The 17,320-nt window shown below is 70.5% G+C and carries 18 protein-coding genes; 14 read left to right on the top strand and 4 right to left on the bottom strand.

Annotated elements, in window-relative coordinates:
* Window positions 1–2: 2 nt before the first annotated feature.
* From ABD655_RS00870 to pcaC, 9 genes are all read left to right on the top strand, one after another.
* The gene (locus tag ABD655_RS00870; RefSeq protein WP_344710699.1) at window positions 3–884 is read left to right on the top strand and encodes a branched-chain amino acid ABC transporter permease; all 882 of its coding nucleotides are present in this window, start codon (window positions 3–5) and stop codon (window positions 882–884) included.
* Between the two features lie 20 nt (window positions 885–904).
* The gene (locus ABD655_RS00865) at window positions 905–1,981 is read left to right on the top strand and encodes a branched-chain amino acid ABC transporter permease (protein ID WP_344710697.1); all 1,077 of its coding nucleotides are present in this window, start codon (window positions 905–907) and stop codon (window positions 1,979–1,981) included.
* Window positions 1,978–3,255, top strand: coding sequence for an ABC transporter substrate-binding protein (locus ABD655_RS00860; protein WP_344710695.1), 1,278 nt, complete (start codon window positions 1,978–1,980; stop codon window positions 3,253–3,255). Before ABD655_RS00865 ends, ABD655_RS00860 begins: the two co-directional genes overlap by 4 nt.
* A gap of 167 nt (window positions 3,256–3,422) precedes the next feature.
* On the top strand, window positions 3,423–4,187 hold the full coding sequence (locus tag ABD655_RS00855; protein WP_344710693.1) for an IclR family transcriptional regulator: 765 nt from the start codon (window positions 3,423–3,425) through the stop codon (window positions 4,185–4,187).
* An 86-nt stretch (window positions 4,188–4,273) separates the two neighbouring features.
* Complete coding sequence (gene pcaH / locus ABD655_RS00850) at window positions 4,274–5,137, top strand: protocatechuate 3,4-dioxygenase subunit beta (protein WP_344710691.1); 864 nt, start codon at window positions 4,274–4,276, stop codon at window positions 5,135–5,137.
* Entirely contained in the window at window positions 5,137–5,703 is a 567-nt protein-coding gene (pcaG, locus tag ABD655_RS00845; RefSeq protein WP_344710689.1) for a protocatechuate 3,4-dioxygenase subunit alpha, read from the top strand. Before pcaH ends, pcaG begins: the two co-directional genes overlap by 1 nt.
* Window positions 5,693–7,114 (top strand): lyase family protein, encoded by a 1,422-nt coding sequence (locus ABD655_RS00840; protein WP_344710687.1) that lies wholly within the window; start codon window positions 5,693–5,695, stop codon window positions 7,112–7,114. The genes pcaG and ABD655_RS00840 overlap by 11 nt, the downstream gene beginning before the upstream one ends.
* Window positions 7,111–7,890, top strand: a complete 780-nt coding sequence (locus tag ABD655_RS00835) for an alpha/beta fold hydrolase (protein ID WP_344710685.1) — start codon at window positions 7,111–7,113, stop codon at window positions 7,888–7,890. The genes ABD655_RS00840 and ABD655_RS00835 overlap by 4 nt, the downstream gene beginning before the upstream one ends.
* Complete coding sequence (pcaC, locus tag ABD655_RS00830; RefSeq protein ID WP_344710683.1) at window positions 7,887–8,285, top strand: 4-carboxymuconolactone decarboxylase; 399 nt, start codon at window positions 7,887–7,889, stop codon at window positions 8,283–8,285. The genes ABD655_RS00835 and pcaC overlap by 4 nt, the downstream gene beginning before the upstream one ends.
* A gap of 592 nt (window positions 8,286–8,877) precedes the next feature.
* Here pcaC and ABD655_RS00825 read toward each other — a convergent pair.
* Window positions 8,878–10,062: a 4-hydroxybenzoate 3-monooxygenase gene (locus ABD655_RS00825; RefSeq protein WP_344710681.1), complete on the bottom strand. Its 1,185-nt coding sequence runs from the start codon at window positions 10,060–10,062 to the stop codon at window positions 8,878–8,880.
* 348 nt (window positions 10,063–10,410) lie between these two features.
* On the bottom strand, window positions 10,411–11,166 hold the full coding sequence (locus ABD655_RS00820) for an IclR family transcriptional regulator (RefSeq protein WP_344710679.1): 756 nt from the start codon (window positions 11,164–11,166) through the stop codon (window positions 10,411–10,413).
* Between the two features lie 376 nt (window positions 11,167–11,542).
* On the opposite strand from ABD655_RS00820, the gene ABD655_RS00815 reads away from it, so the two are divergent.
* From ABD655_RS00815 to ABD655_RS00795, 5 genes are all read left to right on the top strand, one after another.
* A complete protein-coding gene (locus ABD655_RS00815; protein WP_344710677.1) occupies window positions 11,543–12,559 on the top strand; it encodes an acyl-CoA thioesterase in 1,017 nt (338 codons plus the stop codon).
* A gap of 141 nt (window positions 12,560–12,700) precedes the next feature.
* A complete protein-coding gene (locus tag ABD655_RS00810) occupies window positions 12,701–13,465 on the top strand; it encodes a 3-oxoacid CoA-transferase subunit A (RefSeq protein WP_344710674.1) in 765 nt (254 codons plus the stop codon).
* The gene (locus ABD655_RS00805; RefSeq protein WP_344710672.1) at window positions 13,462–14,130 is read left to right on the top strand and encodes a 3-oxoacid CoA-transferase subunit B; all 669 of its coding nucleotides are present in this window, start codon (window positions 13,462–13,464) and stop codon (window positions 14,128–14,130) included. The genes ABD655_RS00810 and ABD655_RS00805 overlap by 4 nt, the downstream gene beginning before the upstream one ends.
* A 1-nt stretch (window position 14,131) precedes the next feature.
* Complete coding sequence (locus tag ABD655_RS00800) at window positions 14,132–15,307, top strand: thiolase family protein (RefSeq protein WP_344710670.1); 1,176 nt, start codon at window positions 14,132–14,134, stop codon at window positions 15,305–15,307.
* A 120-nt stretch (window positions 15,308–15,427) separates the two neighbouring features.
* Complete coding sequence (locus ABD655_RS00795; protein ID WP_344710668.1) at window positions 15,428–16,213, top strand: IclR family transcriptional regulator domain-containing protein; 786 nt, start codon at window positions 15,428–15,430, stop codon at window positions 16,211–16,213.
* A 131-nt stretch (window positions 16,214–16,344) separates the two neighbouring features.
* Here the strand turns inward: ABD655_RS00795 and ABD655_RS00790 are convergent, their stop codons facing one another.
* Window positions 16,345–16,716, bottom strand: coding sequence for a DUF952 domain-containing protein (locus ABD655_RS00790; protein WP_344710666.1), 372 nt, complete (start codon window positions 16,714–16,716; stop codon window positions 16,345–16,347).
* Between the two features lie 47 nt (window positions 16,717–16,763).
* Window positions 16,764–17,306 (bottom strand): hypothetical protein, encoded by a 543-nt coding sequence (locus tag ABD655_RS00785; protein WP_344710663.1) that lies wholly within the window; start codon window positions 17,304–17,306, stop codon window positions 16,764–16,766.
* Between the last annotated feature and the right edge of the window lie 14 nt (window positions 17,307–17,320).

The following is a 17,320-nucleotide window of genomic DNA, read 5'->3' as shown; positions in this document are numbered from 1 at the left end:
CGATGGGCACTTTCATCCAACTGGTCATCGATGGCCTTTCGGCCGGTTCGATCTATGCCGCGCTCGCGCTGGCGATCGTGCTGGTCAATCAGGCCACCGGACTGATCAACTTCGCGCAGGGTGCGATGGCGGTCCTTTCCGCCTACGTCGCCTATTCGTTCCTGCGGATCGGCGTGCCGCTCGTGCTCGCCATCCTGCTGGCCGTCGTGGTGTCGTTCATCTTCGGAGCGCTGATCGAACGCTTCCTGATGCGGCGCTTCGAGCGCGGCGATCCCGATACCGCGGTCGTGGTCACGATCGGCCTGCTGACGCTCATCACCGGCATCGCCGGCTGGATATGGAGCTTCAACAACCTGCAGTTCCCGTCGCTGTTCCCCGTGCAGAGCGTCAACATCCTCGGCGCCGTGGTCAGTGTCCGCTCGATCGGCACGACCCTGGTGATCGTCGGGATCATGATCCTGCTGCAGCTGCTGTTCATCGGCACCAAGCTGGGCCTCGCCCTGCGGGCGGTGGCGGTCAACCCGCAGTCCGCCGCGTTCTCGGGTCTGCCGGTCGGGCGCCTGCTCATGGTCGGCTGGGGACTGGCGGCCGCACTGGGCGCCATCGCCGGTGCGCTGGTCGCCCCGTCTCTGACGCTGACGCCCGGCATGATGGATGCGGCGCTGGTCTACGCGCTGGCCGCCGTCATCCTCGGCGGACTGTCGAGCCCACTGGGCGTCGTGATCGCCGCGTGGATGATCGGTGTCCTCGAGAACCTCGCCGCCGTGTACATCCCCCTGATCGGATTCGATCTCAAGATCGCCGTGCCGTTCATTCTGATCTTCGTCGTGCTTCTCGTGCGCCCCCAGGGCCTGTTCGGCCGGAAAGACGTGGTGCGAGTGTGATGGCCCGGGCAGCGGTATTCATGAACAAGCCGTGGGTGCGGTGGGTCGGCGTGCTGCTGATCGTCGTCCTCCTGGTGGTGGCGCCCCTGGTGCTGCCGGAGTTCCTCAACCAGACCCTGGCCCGCATCGGTGTCTTCGCCGTCGCGGTCCTCGGCCTGAACGTGGTGATGGGCTACACCGGACAGGTCTCGCTCGGCCAGATCTTCTTCGTCGGTGTGGGCGCATACGTGACCGCGTACGGCGTCAACAACGACTGGAACATCGCGCTCGTCTTCATCCTCGCAGCGCTCATCCCGGGCATCATCGGCCTGGTCATCAGCCTGGCCGCGGCCCGGCTGGGCGGGCTCGCGATCGCGATGGTCACGATCGCACTGCCGATCATCGGCGTCCCCCTGGCCAAGCGCCTGTCCGACGTCACGGGCGGATCGCAGGGTTCCTCCGCGCGGTTCTCCGCGGCACCGGAGTGGACCGGCCTGTTCAACGACCAGTGGCAGCTGTACATCGTGATCGCCGTCGCCGCCGTCGTCTTCCTGCTGACACGCAACCTCGTCCGTGGTAAGTACGGCCGCGCATTCGCGATCGTGAAGGGCAACGAGGCGGTCGCCTCGTCCATGGGCATCTCGCCGTACCGCTACAAGGTGCTCGCGTTCACCATCGCATCGCTCATCGGCGGCGTCAGCGGCTTCCTCTATATGGTCGTGGTCCAGTACACGTCCCCCGAGACGATGAGCTTCGGCCATTCGATCTCGCTGCTCGCGGCGATGGTCATCGGCGGCGCCGGGAGCATCCTCGGCTCGCTGCTCGGCGGTGCCTATTACGTCCTCGCGCCCCAGCTGACCAACGCCATCGACTCGAGTCTGACCGCCGTGCTGCAGGGCGTCATCCTGCTGGTGATCCTCTTCGTCCTCCCCGGTGGGCTGGTTTCGCTCCCCCGGCTGTGGCGTCGAAAGAAGCGAGGCGGCCCCAACGCGGCCGCGGCACCGGTGATACCCGCGGCGAAGAACGCGGCAGCCGCGACCGTGGCGCCCGGCGCAGCGCCGGATCCCTCCACTCCCCCCACACCCACACAGTCACAAGAAAAGAGGCAGGACACATGAGCACACTCCGGAAGAAGGTGCGGATCACTTCGGTCGTCGCCGGAATCGGCATCGTCGCCGTTCTGGCCGCCGGCTGCAGCCGCGGCGGCGCGAGCGATGGCGCAGACGCCACCGATGGTCCCGCCGAGGCGAGCCCCGGCATCACCGACACGAGCCTCACGTTCGGTATCACCAGCCCGCTCACCGGCGGCACCGCTGGGCCCGGCAACTGCACGGTCGACGGCGCACTCGCCTACTTCGGCGTCAAGAACGCCGAGGGCGGCATCGAATTCGGCGACGGCAAGACGCGCACCATCGAGATCAAGTCGTACGACGACGGCTACGACCCGCAGAAGGCGCTGACGAACTTCCAGCAGATGGTCTCGGACGGCGTCTTCGCCGCCGGCGTAGGACTGGGCACGCCCACCAACCGCGCCTGGCGCGAGGCGGCCATCGACGAGGGCGTCCCGCAGGTCCTCGTCATGACCGGCGACCCGATCTTCAGCGATCGCGAAGAGAGCCCCGAGCAGATCGGACTCGTGCCGATCTACCAGCAGGAGGGCGGCGCGTTCGGCGAGCTGCTCGCCGAGTCGGGTGAAGACCACAAGGTCGCGATCCTCTCGCAGAACGACGACTACGGCGACGGCTACGTCGAGGGCTTCAAGGAGGCCATCGAGGGCGCGTCGAACATCGAGGTCGTCAAGGAGCTCACGTACGAGGCGACCGACACCTCGGTGGACGCGCAGCTCACCGAGCTCGCCGCGAGCGGTGCCGACGTGTTCTTCAACGCCATGTCGATCACCCCGCTGGTCATCTCGGCACTGAAGAAGACCGAAGAGCTCGGCTGGCTGCCCAGCTGGTTCCTGCCGTCCAACACGTCCAGCCCCGGTGGCATCCTCCAGCAGCCCGACGTGCACGCGGACGCCTTCCCGGGTGTCTACACGGTGGCGTTCTCCCAGTCGGCGGCAAGCCCCGCCTTCCAGGAGAGCGAAGAGGGTCAGGCGTTCCTGGCCGCGATCGACGAGTACACGAACCAGGAGGGCGTCCCCGCCTTCCCGCACTGCGTGTGGAGCTGGATCGCCGGCGCGACGCTCGAGCAGGCCTTCACGAAGATGACCGAGCCGACCCGTGAGTCCTTCATGGAGGCGCTCCTGAGCATTCAGGACTTCTCGGCACCGTTCATGCTCGAAGGGTCGGTCATCGACACCACGATCGACGGAAAGCCTGCCGTTTCGCAGGTCATCGTGCAGAAGTACAACGGCAAGGGCTACGCCAACGCCGACGTCTTCGGATGAGCCGCGTTCGCTGAACTGCTCGATAGCTGAGCTGAATCGATAAGGCCGGGGCGGCCCGCGGAAACGTGGACCGCCCCGGTTTTCGCATGCCGGGTGGCACCCCGACCCCGCGGGCTCTCGTCGGCCGAGTCCGGGCTCGTCGGTTAGCCTCGGCGAGGAGGCGTTTCATGACCGAGAGCGGCGAGGGCGTCCTTACTCGCGCGATGCGCGTGCTGCAGTGCTTCAGCGAAGCGGAACCGCAGCTGTCGGCCACTCAGCTGGCCGAGCGCACCGGCCTGGCGGCATCCACCCTGCATCGGCTGATGGCGCAGCTGGTCGAGTTCGGCCTGCTCGCCCGCGCACCGGGTCATCGCTACACGATCGGCGCGCGACTGTGGGAGCTCGGCGAGTTGTCTCCGCTCTCGCTCCGCCTACGCGAGACCGCGCTGCCGCACATGCTGCGCCTTTACGAGGCCACCGGAGAGAACGTGCACCTCGCGGTGCTGGATGCTCCGACGCCGGAGTCGGCGACCGCGCTGTACGTCGGCCGGGTGACCGGCAAGGGGTCGATTCCGACGCTGAGCCGGATGGGCGGCCGGCATCCGCTGCACGCCACCGGCGTGGGCAAGGCGCTTCTGGCCACCCGTGACGACGCATGGCTCTCACGCTTCTTCTCGGTGCCCCTGCGGCGCGAGACGATGCTCTCGATCACCTCGGAGGCGGCCCTCCGAGCCGACCTGGTGCGCACCCGCACGCGCGGCTACGCGATCACGCGCGAAGAGATGACGCTCGGGAACGTGTCGGTGGCGGCGGCACTGCCCCCCGCCGAGGCGCTGCCGCCCGCGGCGATCGGCATCGTCGTGCATCTGGAGAGCGCGGATGAGCGCCGCCTGGGCGGACTCGTGGTCCAGGCCGCCAAGGATCTGAGCAGAGACCTGCGCGATTCCCGCTGAGTGGGAGTCGGTGCTGTCAGCGGTCGAGGCTGATGCAAGGCTTGGAATGCGTGCTCTGGAACGTGCGCGCGTCGAAGGAGACCCCCATGACCACCACCCGTCCGGACCCGACTGGCGAGGCATTCTCGTCCTCGGTGATCATCGAACCGACCGCGGCGGCGCCCGAGTCGCTGCTCGCGTCAGCCGACATGCCGTCGCAGCGCGAGATCAACAAAGAGATCGACGAGCTGCACGCCGACTACGCGCGCCGCGACGAATCCGGCGAGGAACTGCGGGCCACCCTGCACGACTTCCCGCCGTATCGCTCCAGCCTGCTGCGCCACCCCACCAAGAACCTCAAGCTCGTCGATCCCGAGACGATCGAGCTGTACTCGCCGGCCTACGGGCAGCGCGATGTCGCGGCCATCGAGGCCGATCTGACGCTGCAGCACCGCGGGGAGCCCCAGGGCGAGCGCATCACCGTCGAGGGGCGCCTGCTGGACTCGTGGGGCCGTCCGCTGCGCAACCAGCTCGTCGAGATCTGGCAGGCCAACGCGGCCGGCCGTTACATCCACCAGCGGGACCAGCATCCCGCCCCGCTCGATCCGTACTTCACCGGTGCCGGGCGCATCGTGACGAACGACAACGGCGAGTGGAAGTTCACGACGATCAAGCCGGGCCCGTACCCGTGGAAGAACCACGTCAACGCGTGGCGCCCCGCGCACATCCACTTCTCGGTCTTCGGCAGCGCGTTCACGCAGCGGATCATCACGCAGATGTACTTCCCCGGCGACCCGCTGTTCGCCCTGGACCCCATCTACAACACCATTCCGCGCCAGGCGGACCGCGATCGCCTCGTCGGCGACTACGACCACGACCTCACCGTCCCCGAATTCTCGATGGGCTACCGGTGGGACATCGTCGTCGACGGCCCGGACGCCACCTGGTTCGAACCCGAGGGAGAGCACTGATGCCCGCACCCACCCAGCCCAAGACCCACAAGGCCACACCGGGCCAGACGATCGGACCGTTCTTCGCGTTCGGCCTCGACTACGACAAGAAGCACGAAGTCGCCTTCCCGCACAGCGCCGGCGCGATCGTGCTGGGCGGCAGGCTGTACGACGGAGACGGCGCGCCGATCCCCGACGCGATCGTGGAGATCTTCGGGGCCGACTCGGACGGCACCGTTCCCCGAGGCCGCGGCTCCCGTCGCCGCGACGACCACACGTTCACGGGATTCGGGCGCTCCGCGACCACGGACGAGGGCGGATTCGAGTTCTGGACGCGCAACCCCGGCGCGATCGACGGCAAGGCGCCCTTCTTCGCGGTCGTCGTGTTCGCTCGTGGGATGCCGGACAAGCTGCACACGCGCATCTATCTGCCCGAGAACCCCGAGCTGCTCGATGCCGACCCGCTGCTGTCCTCGCTCAGGCCGGAGGAGCGCGCTACGCTCATCGCAACGCGCACCCCGGAGGGGTACCTGCGGCACGACATCCGGCTGCAGGGCGAGAAGGAGACCGTCTTCCTTGCCTTCTGACCCATCGCCCGCCGAGTCGTTCGCGGCGCCCGCACACGACGGCGCGACGACCCCGGTGGGCGACGTCGGACTGCTGTCGCCGGTGTCGATCGGGGCGGGGGATGCGGCATCCGATCGTGTCGTCCTGGCACACCTGATCGAGGCCGAACTCGCCCTCACCCGCGCGCTCGTCGCTTCGGGGGCGGCACCGCGTTCGGCGGGCGCGGCCGTGGACGCGGTGCGGCTGGCACCGCCCGCCATCGACCTGGCCCAGCTGGCCCGGGATTCCGTGGCCGGCGGCAACCCCGTCATCCCGCTGATCCCGCTGATCAAGGCGCGCGTCGCTGAGGAGGATCGGGATGCCGTGGCCTGGGTGCACGTCGGCGCGACGAGCCAGGACATCCTCGATTCCGCGCTGATGACCCTCGGACGCGACGCGTCCGCCGCCGTCTCCGAGAGCCTCTCCCGCACGACCGCCGCGCTCCGGCTCCTCGCGGGCGCGCACCGCGACGACCCTGCGGCAGCCCGCACGCTCACCCAGCACGGCGTGCCGACGACACTCGGGCTCAAGGTCGCGAACTGGGTGCGGGCGGTGGACCGTGCGCGCCTCCGCCTCGCCGAGACCGCCGCGCGCCTGCCCGCTCAGCTGGGCGGGGCGGGTGGCACCCTCGCCGCCTTCGTCGAGCGGTTCGGCGCCGCAGCGGCCGCAGGCCTCCCGGCGCGGTATGCCGATGAGCTCGGACTTCAGGCGCCCGATGCCCCTTGGCACACCGACCGCTGGCCGGTCACCGAACTCGGCGATGCGCTGGCCGCCGTGGTGGCCGCGGTCGGGATGTTCGGCTCGGACGTCGCGAGCATGGCCCGCACCGAGGTGGCCGAGGCCGCCGTCGCCGAGGGTGGCGGCTCATCCGCGATGCCGCAGAAGCAGAACCCGGTGGATGCCGTCCTGCTGCGGTCCGCGGCGCTGCGCGCCCCAGGCCTCGCGGCCCAGCTGCACCTGGCCGCCGGACTCGCCGTGGATGAACGCCCGGACGGTGCATGGCACGCCGAATGGCCCGCGCTGCAGGAACTGCTGCGACTGGCTCTCGGCGCCTCCGCCCGGGCGGCGCATCTGGCCGCGGGCCTGTCTCTCGACGCCGGCCGCGCCCGCACCAACCTCGACCTCACGAACGGACTCATCGTGAGCGAGCGACTGGGGATCGTGCTCGTGCCACTGATCGGCAAGGCACGGTTCGACTCTCTGATCTCGGATGCCGCGGCCGGCGGCGACCTCGCCGTCCTTGTGCGAGCACTGCCCGAGACAGCCGCGCTCGATGTCGCCGCGCTCGTGGACCCCGCGCACTACCTCGGCCTGGCGCCCGCGCTCGTGGACGCCGCGCTGCGGCACGCATCTTCGCCCACCGACCCCCTCGAGGAGGGCATCCGCCCGTGACCGTTCCCACCGTCTCCTTCACCGCGCCCGTCGGTCCGGCCGACGCCCCGCTCGTGATCCTCGGTCCGTCGCTGGGCACATCGACGATCCTCTGGGACGACGTCATCCCGCTGCTCGCGACCGACTACCGCGTCGTGGCGTGGGACCTGCCGGGGCACGGATCCTCAGCCGCGGCATCCGATTCCTTCACCGTCGACGAGCTGGCGGATGCCGTCGCCGAGGGCGCCGAGTCACTCGGTTCCGGCGCGCCGGTCTTCTACGCCGGCGTCTCGCTCGGCGGTGCCGTCGGGCTGGCGCTGGCGCTGCGGCATCCGGCGCTGGTGCGCCGCGCCGCGATCGTCGCATCAGGAGCCCAGCTCGGTGACGCCGCGGGGTGGCAGGAGCGCGCGGCGCAGGTGCGCGCGCAGTCGACCTCGAGCGTGATCATGGGCTCGGCGCAGCGCTGGTTCGCGCCGGATTCGATCGCGCGGCGTCCGGAGCTGTCCGGCCGGCTGCTGCACGCCCTGCAGGACACCGACGACGAGAGCTACGCCCTCTGCTGCCAAGCGCTCGCGGCGTACGACGTGCGCGACGCGCTGAACGGCATCCGGATGCCGATTCTCGCGGTGTGGGGCGAGCACGACGGCGTGGCCCCCGAGGCGAAGTCCGCGGAGATCGCAGACGGCGTGTGCAACGGCGCCCTGGTGCGGATAGACGACGCGGCGCACCTTCCGCCCGCAGAGCAGCCCGAGGCCGTCGCCGCGGTGCTGCGCGACTTCTTTCGGGAGGCATCATGAGACCCGCCGGTGAAGGGCTCTCCGACCAGGAGCGCTACGACCAGGGCATGGGTGTGCGCCGCGAGGTCCTCTCCGGCGAGCATGTCGATCGCTCGACGGCCGCCGCGAACGAGCTGACCGCCGAGTGGCAGGACTTCATCACCCGGGTCGCGTGGGGTGACGTGTGGTCGCGGCCGGGCCTGGACCGCCGCTCGCGGTCGATCGCCGTGCTGAGCTCGCTCATCGCGCACGGGCATCACGAGGAGCTGGCGATGCACTTGCGGGCCGCCCGCCGCAACGGGCTGACGCTCGCCGAGATCAAGGAAGTCATCCTGCAGAGCGCGATCTACTCCGGCGTTCCTGCGGCCAACACGGCGTATCGGATCGCGAGCGAGGTCTTCGCCGACGAGCTGTGAGCCCCGGCCCGGTCGTCGCCGAGCGTGCGTGTTGCGGCTGCCGAGAGTGCATGTTGCTGGTGTCGAGGGTGCGCGGTGCGCGTGGCGAGGGTGCACGTTGCGGGTGCCGAGGGTGCGCGGTGCGGGTGGCGAGGGTGCGCGGCGCGGGTGCCGAGGGTGCACGTTGCCTCTGCCGAGAGTGCGTGTTGCCGCTGCCGAGAGTGCACGTTGCGGCTGCCGAGCGTGCGTGTTGCCTGTGACGAGGGTGCCCGTTACCGGCGCTGAGAGTGCGTGTCGCCGCTGCCGAGGGCGCCCGTTACGGGTGTCGAGGGTGCACGTTGCGGATGCTTAGGGTGCGTCGCGGGTGCTGAGAGCGCCCGTTACCGACGCCGAGCTACGTATTTGTCGCCAGGCGTCACGTCGAGACTCCGATTCGGCACCGGGCACAGGCACGGTCGCCGGGGGACGTGCACTTTCGCGAGCGGGACGTGCACCCTTGGCAGCGGCGTCGTGCACTCTCGCGAGCGGGGACGTGCACTCTCGCGAGCCGCAACGTGCACTCTCGCGAGCCGGGACGTGCACTCTCGCGAGCAACGACACGGGGACGCGTCGGTCAGCGGCCCGCCAGCGGCCAGCCGGTGTACGCCTCGGCGAGATACCGACGACCCGATTCCGACTCGACGACCGTGCGCAGCTCGCCGAGCTGTCGGAGGCGGTCGAAGTCCGAGGCATCAGGGGCGACGTGCAGCATGCTCGTCATCCACCAGGAGAAGTGCTGCGCCTTCCAGATGCGCTGCAACGCCTGTTCGGGGAAGGCCTCGAGGAGCCGCGAGTCGTCCTCGAGCAGCAGCGCCTGCAGCGCCTTGTTCAGCAGGACGACGTCCGCCACCGCGAGGTTCATGCCCTTGGCGCCGGTCGGCGGAACCGTGTGCGCCGCATCGCCGATGAGCGCCACGCGCCCGCGCAGCAGCTGATGGGCAACGAAGCTGCGGAATCGCAGCACGTCACGCTGGAAGATCGGACCCTCGAGGAGGTCGTGTCCGTCCACGCTGGCCTGCAGCGCGTCCCAGATCTGCCGCTCGCTCATCGAGTTCGGGTCGAGTTCGGGGTCGCACTGCAGGTACATCCGCTGCACGGTCGCGCTGCGCTGGCTGATCAGGGCGAACCCGTGCGGCGAGTTGCTGTAGATGAGCTCGGGTGCGCTCGGCGGGGCCTCGGTGAGGATCCCGAACCACGCGAACGGATACTCGCGGAAATAGCCACCGGTCGATGACCCGGTCACTGCCGCACGGGCGACGCTGCGCGAGCCGTCGGCGCCCACCACGAACTCCGCGTCGATCTCGATGGCGTTGCCCGCGGCATCCGTCGCCAGCACACGCGGCCGGTCGGTCTCGACGCCCTCGACGTGGTCCGCAGTGACTCCGAAGCGCAGGTCCTGGCCGGCCGCGAGGCGCGTGGCGATCAGGTCCTTGAGCACCTCGTGCTGGGGGTAGAGCCACACGCCACGGCCGACGAGTGCGGCGAAATCGATGCGGTGGCCCTCGCCGGCGAAGCGCAGCTCGATGCCGTCGTGACGATGGCCGGCCGTGCGGACGCGATCCGACGCGCCCGACTCGTCGAGGATCTCGACCGTGCCCTGCTCGAGGATGCCGGCGCGGATCGTGGTCTCGATCTCCTCGCGCGAGCGTGAGTCGAGGACGATCGAGTCGATGCCGGCGTTCGCCAGCAGGTGCGAAAGCAGCAGGCCAGCCGGGCCGGCGCCGATGATCGCGACGCGGGTGCGGACGGAATCGGTCATGTGGTCTCCTTTGACGGCCGAATGCGGATCCGGATGCTTCGTCCAGTGTGTCCTGGACGCGGCACGTCACGGCGATCCCTTCCCGTTCAACGGGAATCCATCTCTTTCCGAGACGCTGGTATACCCGCGCTCGTCTGTCACGAAACGCCGGTGCGGGCCGCGGTGTGCGACAGGGGAACCGCTGCCTCCCTGGCCGCGGTGACAGGGGAACCGCTGCCCCTCCGGCCGCGGTCGCCCGGGGGACGGATGCCGCGCCGCGCGCACCCCGGACGTTCACTGGTCGTGGATGTACGTCACCGCGGGCGTTTCGTGTACGAACAGGGCAAGTGAACGAGGGGGGCGCGGGGCTCAGCGGCGGTCGGCGGCGAGGGCCCGGCGGATCCCGGCGGCTGCGGCCCGCAGCTCCTCGAGCGCGGCAGCGGTCGGGGTGCCACGGGGGAGCACCACCGACAACGCCGCGACAACCGCGCCGGACGCGTCCCGCACCGGGACGGCGACGCCGGTCGAGACGGCCTCGATCGACCCGGGCGCAATCACGTACCCCTGCCGGCGCACATCGGCGAGCGTGCGGCGCAGGGCCGCGGCATCCGTGATCGTCTCCGGCGCACGCCGCGTGAGCGTGCCGGCGAGCACCCGCTCCTCAAGATCCCGCGACCCGAACGCAAGGAGGACGAGTCCGGACGACGAGGCGTGCAGCGGAAGGCGTCCGGCGATGCGGGTGATGTTGGCGCCGGAGTCCGGGGACGAGAGCCGCTCGAGGAAGAGCGCCTCGTCCTGCTCGAGCACCGCCAGCTGCGTGTGCTCGCGGATCGCCGCCTGCACGCGCTCCATGAACGGCATCGCCGCCTGGCGCAGGCGCAGGGCATCCGAGCCGCGCAGGGCCAGCTCCCACAGACGCATGCCGAGGCGCACGCGGGAGTCGTCGTCGCGCTCGAGCAGGCCGGCGTCCACCAGCGCGTCGACCTGCCGATGCGCTGTCGACGAAGGCAGCGCCGCTCGGCGGCCGATCTCGGCGGCCGTCTGGACGGTGCGCTCGGCCGAGAACGTCTCGAGGATCCGGACGATCCGCTCGGTGAGCGAGTCGCCCGACGGCGAGTTGGCCATGCGCCCAGCGTGCCACACCCCGTCACGGGTCGAGCAGCCGCGGCTTCGGACTCAGCGACGCCGCAGCCGCGTCCGCGCGCGCGACCGCCGCGATCGCGCGACTTACGCCGAAGCCGCGGACCCCGCGACGCCGCGGCCGCAGCGACGCCACAGCCGCGGCCGCAGCGACGCCACAGCCGCGACCACAGTGACGCCGCAGCCGCGTCAGCGCGCGCGACCGCCGCCGCGACAGCCGCGACCCCAGCGACACCGCAGCCGCGCCCCAGCTTCCCTCGCGCGACAACGGCCGCGACCGACGACCCCGAGCAGCCGCGCGGCGCCGGGAACGACCCCACCGCACCGTGCCGCGGCATCCGCAGCGCCCTAGGCTGGCGCCGTGCCCACCTCGGACTCCGCGCTCCCCGTCACCGCCGCCGCCGCCCGCGACGACCGCGTCACGCTGCGGTTCATGAGCGAGCCCGGTGACACGGCGGCGGGAGGCCGCTCGGTCGCCGCCGGCAGCGTCATGGAGTGGATCGACAAGGCCGGGTACGCGTGCGCGGTCGGCTGGGCCGGGACGTACTGCGTCACCGCGTACGTCGGCAACGTGCACCACCGGCGTCCGATTCTGCCGGGGAGCATCATCGAAGTCGTCGCGCGTCTCGTTCACACGGGCCGCACCAGCATGCACGTCGTGGTCACGGTGTCCTCGAGCGACGTCAACGTCCACGACTACACGCCCGCGACGACGTGCATCCTCGTCTTCGTCGCCAAGGGCGCGGACGGCCGTCCGGCGGCCGTGCCCGAGTGGGTCCCGACCTCGCCCTCGGACCGCACGCTCGCTGCCGCCGCGCTCGAGCGCATACCCGCCCGCAGCCAGATCAAGCGACTCATGCTCGACGAGGAATACACCGAGGCCGGTCGTGCTCCGCGAACCACCCTGCGCTTCCTGGTCCCGCCCGGCGCCGTCAACTGGGGCGGCAACGCGCACGGCGGCACGGTCATGCGCTGGATCGACGAGGCCTCCTACGCCTGCGCCGCGTCCTGGGCGCAGGACGGCGACGGCGCCAGCGAGGCGGTCGCAGTGTATTCGGGTGGCATCCACTTCTTCGCGCCCGTCCGCATCGGCGACCTCGTCGTCGTGGACGCGCGCCTCATGTATACCGGCGAGCACAGCATGCACATCAGCATCCGGGTCTCCAGCGCGGACCCTCGTCGGCCGGACGAGCTGTCCCTGACCACGCAGTGCATGAGCGTGTTCGTCGTGCCCGGGCGCTCGGACGGAGCCCTTCCCATCCCGCAGTGGAAGCCGTCGACCGACGAAGACATCCGCATCGCCCAGCACGCGCAGGAGATCATCCGACTGCGCGAGGACATCGTGCCGATCCCGGCCTCACTCACCCTCGAGCCATAGCGTCCGACGCGGGAGCGGACCCACTGCGCGGGCCCGCCCGTGACACGGCCGCACGAGCGCAGTACAATGAACGTATGGCGCACATGTGTGCGCATAGCGCACAGAACGACCGGCGCACCGCAGCGAACACGAGGAGTGCACGTGATCGACAAGACGGTTCCGGATGCCGAGACGGCAGTCTCCGGCATCCCCGACGGAGCGACCATCATGATCGGCGGCTTCGGCCGGGCCGGACAGCCGGTCGAGCTCATCGACGCGCTGATCGCGTCCGGGGCGGGTGACCTCACCATCGTGAACAACAACGCGGGCAACGGCGACACCGGCCTGGCGGCACTGCTGAAGGCCAAGCGCGTCCGCAGGATCATCTGCTCCTTCCCGCGGCAGCACGACTCCTGGGTGTTCGACGGGCTGTACCGCGCGGGAGAGATCGAACTCGACATCGTCCCGCAGGGGAACCTCGCCGAGCGGATCCGCGCCGCAGGTGCCGGAATCGGCGCTTTCTTCTCGCCGACCGGTGTCGGCACCGAGCTCGCCGAGGGCAAGGAGGCCCGGATCATCGACGGACGCGCCCACGTGCTCGAGTACCCGATCCGCGCGGACTTCGCCCTCGTCAGCGCCCTGAAGGCGGACCGTTGGGGCAACCTCGTCTACCGCAAGACGGCACGCAACTTCGGCCCGATCATGGCGTCGGCTGCGACCACGACGATCGTCCAGGTCGACGAGGTCGTCCCGCTCGGATCACTCGACCCCGAGGCGGTGGTGACCCCCGGCATCTACGTCGACCGCGTGGTCGCGGTCGGGCAGCGGCTCTGGCTCGACGACGGCGCCTTCGTCGGCGGCGTCGACCTGGAGGGTGCGCCCGTGGGCGAAGCGAACGCGAACGCGACGAACGGAGCAGACCAGTGAACACCCGGATCAGCCGCGACGAGCTCGCGCAGCGCATCGCCGCCGACATCCACGAAGGCTCGTACGTGAACCTCGGCATCGGGGCGCCCACCCTCGTCGCGAACTTCCTGCCCCAGGACCAGGAGATCATCCTGCACACCGAGAACGGGCTGCTGGGCATGGGTCCGGCTCCGGATGCCGCGCACGTCGACCCCGACCTGATCAACGCCGGCAAGCAGGCTGTCACCGCCCTGCCGGGAGCCGCCTACTTCCACCACGCCGACTCGTTCGCGATGATGCGCGGCGGTCACCTCGATGTCTGCGTCCTCGGTGCGTTCCAGGTGAGCCAGACCGGCGATCTGGCCAACTGGTCCACCGGCGCGCCCGGCGCGATCCCCGCGGTCGGCGGCGCGATGGACCTCGCGATCGGCGCGAAGGCCGTCTACGTGATGACCGACCTGCTGACCAAGACCGGCGAGTCCAAACTCGTCGCGGCGTGCACGTACCCGCTCACCGGCGTCGGCTGCGTGACCCGCGTCTACACCGACCACGCCATCTTCGACGTGACCGCCGACGGGTTCGCCGTGCGCGAGGCGTTCGGCGAGAACACGGTCGCCTCACTGGCCGAGCTCACCGGCTTGACGCTGACGGATGCCGCGGCCGAAGCATCCCAGAAGGAGAACTGACATGACCGCCAGCTATGTGTACGACGCCGTCCGCACGCCTTTCGGACGCGCGGGAGGCGCGCTCGCGGGTGTCCGACCCGATGACCTCGCCGCCGTCGTGATGCGCTCGATCGTCGAGCGTACGGGCCTGGACCCGGCGCGGATCGAGGATGTCATCTTCGGGGACGCCAACCAGGCGGGTGAGGACAACCGCAACGTCGCGCGCTTCGGAGCACTGCTTGCCGGGTTCCCCTCCAGCGTGACGGGCGTCACCGTCAACCGGCTCTGCGCCTCGTCGGTCGAGGCGGTCATCCAAGGCTCGCGGGCGATCGAGTCCGGCGACGCGGACATCATCCTCGCCGGCGGCGTGGAGTCGATGAGCCGGGCTCCCTTCGTGGTGGAGAAGTCCGCCAAGCCGTGGCCGGCCGTGGGCAACCAGACGATGTGGAACACGTCGATCGGCTGGCGGATGACCAACCCCGCGCTGCGCAAGGACTGGACGATCAGCAACGGCGAGTCCGCCGAGAAGGTCGCCCGCCAGGTCGGACTCACGCGCGAAGCGCAGGACGAGTTCGCGGCGCGTTCGCACCGCCTCGCCGCCGCCGCATGGGCGGCCGGCATCTACGACGGAGAGATCGTGCAGGTGCCCGGCGCCGAGCTGGCGCGGGATGAGGGCATCCGCGACGACTCCACCGTCGAGAAGCTCGCGGGGCTGAAGCCGCTGTTCGCCCAGGACGGCAGCGGCACCGTCACCGCGGGCAACTCCTCACCCATCAACGATGGCGCCTCCGCGGTGCTGCTCGCCGGCGAAGGCGTGCTGCCCGGCGAACCTCTGGCGCGGATCGCCGGACGCGCGGCCCACGGCGTGGACCCCGACCAGTTTCCGCTCGCGCCGATCGAGGCCGCCAACAAGGCACTCGCTCGCGCCGGCAAGACATGGGCAGACGTCGACTTCGTCGAGCTGAACGAGGCGTTCGCCTCGCAGGCGCTCGCAGACATCCAGGGCTGGCCGGACCTCGACCCCGAAAGGGTCAACATCCACGGCGGCGCTCTCGCGATCGGGCACCCCCTGGGCGCCTCGGGCGGTCGCATCATCGGGCATGCCGCGCACGAGCTCGCCCGCCGCGGCGGGGGAGTCGCGGTCGCCGCGATCTGCATCGGGGTCGGCCAGGGCCTCGCGGTCGTCCTCGAGCGCTGAGTCCGTCGTGCACAACTCCGCCAATCCGCTCGTCAGAGGGGCCGAGTCGCGCGTGGGCGGCCCTGGACGCCACGGATCAGCGGAGTTGTGCACGCCCCACCTCGGAGGAACGGGCGGCCGATGAGCACCCCCGACTCCGGCGACTTCGTGCAATCCCTGGCCCGCGGGCTGTCCGTGATCCGCGCGTTCGACGCAGACCACGCCGAGCTGACGCTGAGCGAGGTCGCCCGGCGGGCCGGGATCACCCGCGCCGCCGCGCGCCGGTTCCTGCTGACGCTCGAGGCGCTCGGGTACGTCCGGGGGTCGAACGGCGCGACGCCCACGCGCGCGTTCTCGCTGACCCCCCGGGTGCTCGAGCTCGGCTTCAGCTACCTGTCCTCGCTGTCCCTGCCCGAGATCGTCCAGCCGCACCTCGAGTCGTTGTCCCGCGAGGTGGGAGAGAGCGTGTCCGCCGCCGTGCTCGGCGGCGCCGACATCGTCTACGTCGCGCGCGTTCCCACCCGGCGCATCATGAGCGTGCGCATCACGATCGGCACGCGTTTCCCCGCCTACGCGACCAGCATGGGCCGCGTGCTTCTGGCGGGGCTGCCGGATGCCGCCGCCGACGCCGCGGTCGCGGCATCCGATCTCGCATCCCTCACCGACCGCACCGTGACCGACGCGCGCGCGCTGCGGGGCGAACTCGACCGGGTGCGCGCGCAGGGCTGGTCGATGATCGACGGCGAGCTGGAGCCGGGGCTGCGGTCGATCGCCGCGCCGCTGCACGCCCGGGACGGCGGTGTCGTCGCCGCACTCAACGTCTCGACGAGTGCCACTCGCGACTCGGTGGAGCACCTGCTCGAGGCGTACCTGCCCCCCCTGCTGCGGACCGCGGCGGCCATCGACGCGGAGCTTCGGCTGGTCTGACCGCCGCACCCATCCCTCTCCCGTCCCCGCGAGACCGGATAGGCGCGACGAGACGGGGGGAGAACACCGCGGTCTTGCGGCGCCTATCCAGTCTCGCGGGGCCGGCGGATGGGCGAGAGCGCGGGCGCCGGCTATGCCGCCTGTGCGACCCATCGGTCCCCGGCGCGCTCGAGCCGCCGGGTGGCCACGACGATGGAGTCGTCGGTGCAGGGGATGGCGCCGAAGATGCGCCAGCCCTCGCCGCTCGAGGGCTCGACCGGAATGCCAGAAGCCTCCAGCCCCGCCACGCTCAGGGTGACGAGGATGAGCGGCAGGGTGAGGTCCGGGTAGATCCGGTCGAGCACGGGCTGCACCCCGTGCGTGGTCGTGGCCCTGATGTAGCCGCCCGGCTCGTACGCCACCCTGCGCGTTGCCGCCTCGTACGCTCCGAGCGGCAGGCTCATCTCCCAGTCGTCTTCGATCGCCACGTGCACGATCGCGTCGCCCGTCGTGTCGCTGCTCATCGGGCTCCCCCTTCGTTCGAACCAGGACTCCGCGGCCGGCGCGGCTCTCAGCTGGCGGCACGCAGAGCGGTCAAGGCCACTCCGATCACGACGCTCACCGCAAGCGCGGCGTACAGGATGCGCAGCAGGATCGCCACGACGCGTCGTCGAGCGTGGCGGGTGCCGTCCATGGCGAGGACGAGCGCCGCGAGGAGTGCGACTCCGCCGATCGCGCCGACCCAGGGGGCGGAGGTGAGGCTCCCCACGATGACGATCACCACGCCCGTGTTCCACAGCAGCAGGAGCATCCACCGTCGACCCCGCGGTGTGAGAGGGGCGGCCGCCAGCCGGTGCTGCGTGCTGATGACGCATTGGGCGACACCGCCGACGAGCACGAGATAGGCCGCCAGCCAGCTGCCTCGGTCCAGATCCAGGGGACCGGTGACGGCCGCGATGAGCCCCCCGAGCACGATCAGCGAGACGCCGGTGGTGAATCCGACCTGCCGGGGACTCGGGGGTGTGACGGTGTCACGTTCCGGGCGTCGTTCCGCGTCGCCGGTGGCAGCAGAGCTTTCGCCGGCCGTCCCCGATTTCCGGATCGGGCTGCTCATGTTTTTACCGTATA

The organism is Microbacterium terregens, assembly GCF_039534975.1.
GTDB lineage: Bacteria > Actinomycetota > Actinomycetes > Actinomycetales > Microbacteriaceae > Microbacterium > Microbacterium terregens.
This window is presented reverse-complemented; position numbering and strand designations above follow the sequence as displayed.

Excerpts from the sequence above, each read along its gene's own strand:
- ABD655_RS00870 (WP_344710699.1), top strand. The coding sequence starts at position 3 with ATGGGCACTTTCATCCAACTGGTCATCGATGGCCTTTCGGCCGGTTCG.
- ABD655_RS00820 (WP_344710679.1), bottom strand. The coding sequence starts at position 11,166 with ATGGCCAACTCGCCGTCGGGCGACTCGCTCACCGAGCGGATCGTCCGG.
- pcaH (WP_344710691.1), top strand. The coding sequence starts at position 4,274 with ATGACCACCACCCGTCCGGACCCGACTGGCGAGGCATTCTCGTCCTCG.
- ABD655_RS00860 (WP_344710695.1), top strand. The coding sequence starts at position 1,978 with ATGAGCACACTCCGGAAGAAGGTGCGGATCACTTCGGTCGTCGCCGGA.
- ABD655_RS00855 (WP_344710693.1), top strand. The coding sequence starts at position 3,423 with ATGACCGAGAGCGGCGAGGGCGTCCTTACTCGCGCGATGCGCGTGCTG.
- ABD655_RS00795 (WP_344710668.1), top strand. The coding sequence starts at position 15,428 with ATGAGCACCCCCGACTCCGGCGACTTCGTGCAATCCCTGGCCCGCGGG.
- ABD655_RS00800 (WP_344710670.1), top strand. The coding sequence starts at position 14,132 with ATGACCGCCAGCTATGTGTACGACGCCGTCCGCACGCCTTTCGGACGC.
- pcaC (WP_344710683.1), top strand. The coding sequence starts at position 7,887 with ATGAGACCCGCCGGTGAAGGGCTCTCCGACCAGGAGCGCTACGACCAG.
- ABD655_RS00785 (WP_344710663.1), bottom strand. The coding sequence starts at position 17,306 with ATGAGCAGCCCGATCCGGAAATCGGGGACGGCCGGCGAAAGCTCTGCT.
- pcaG (WP_344710689.1), top strand. The coding sequence starts at position 5,137 with ATGCCCGCACCCACCCAGCCCAAGACCCACAAGGCCACACCGGGCCAG.
- ABD655_RS00825 (WP_344710681.1), bottom strand. The coding sequence starts at position 10,062 with ATGACCGATTCCGTCCGCACCCGCGTCGCGATCATCGGCGCCGGCCCG.
- ABD655_RS00865 (WP_344710697.1), top strand. The coding sequence starts at position 905 with ATGAACAAGCCGTGGGTGCGGTGGGTCGGCGTGCTGCTGATCGTCGTC.
- ABD655_RS00790 (WP_344710666.1), bottom strand. The coding sequence starts at position 16,716 with ATGAGCAGCGACACGACGGGCGACGCGATCGTGCACGTGGCGATCGAA.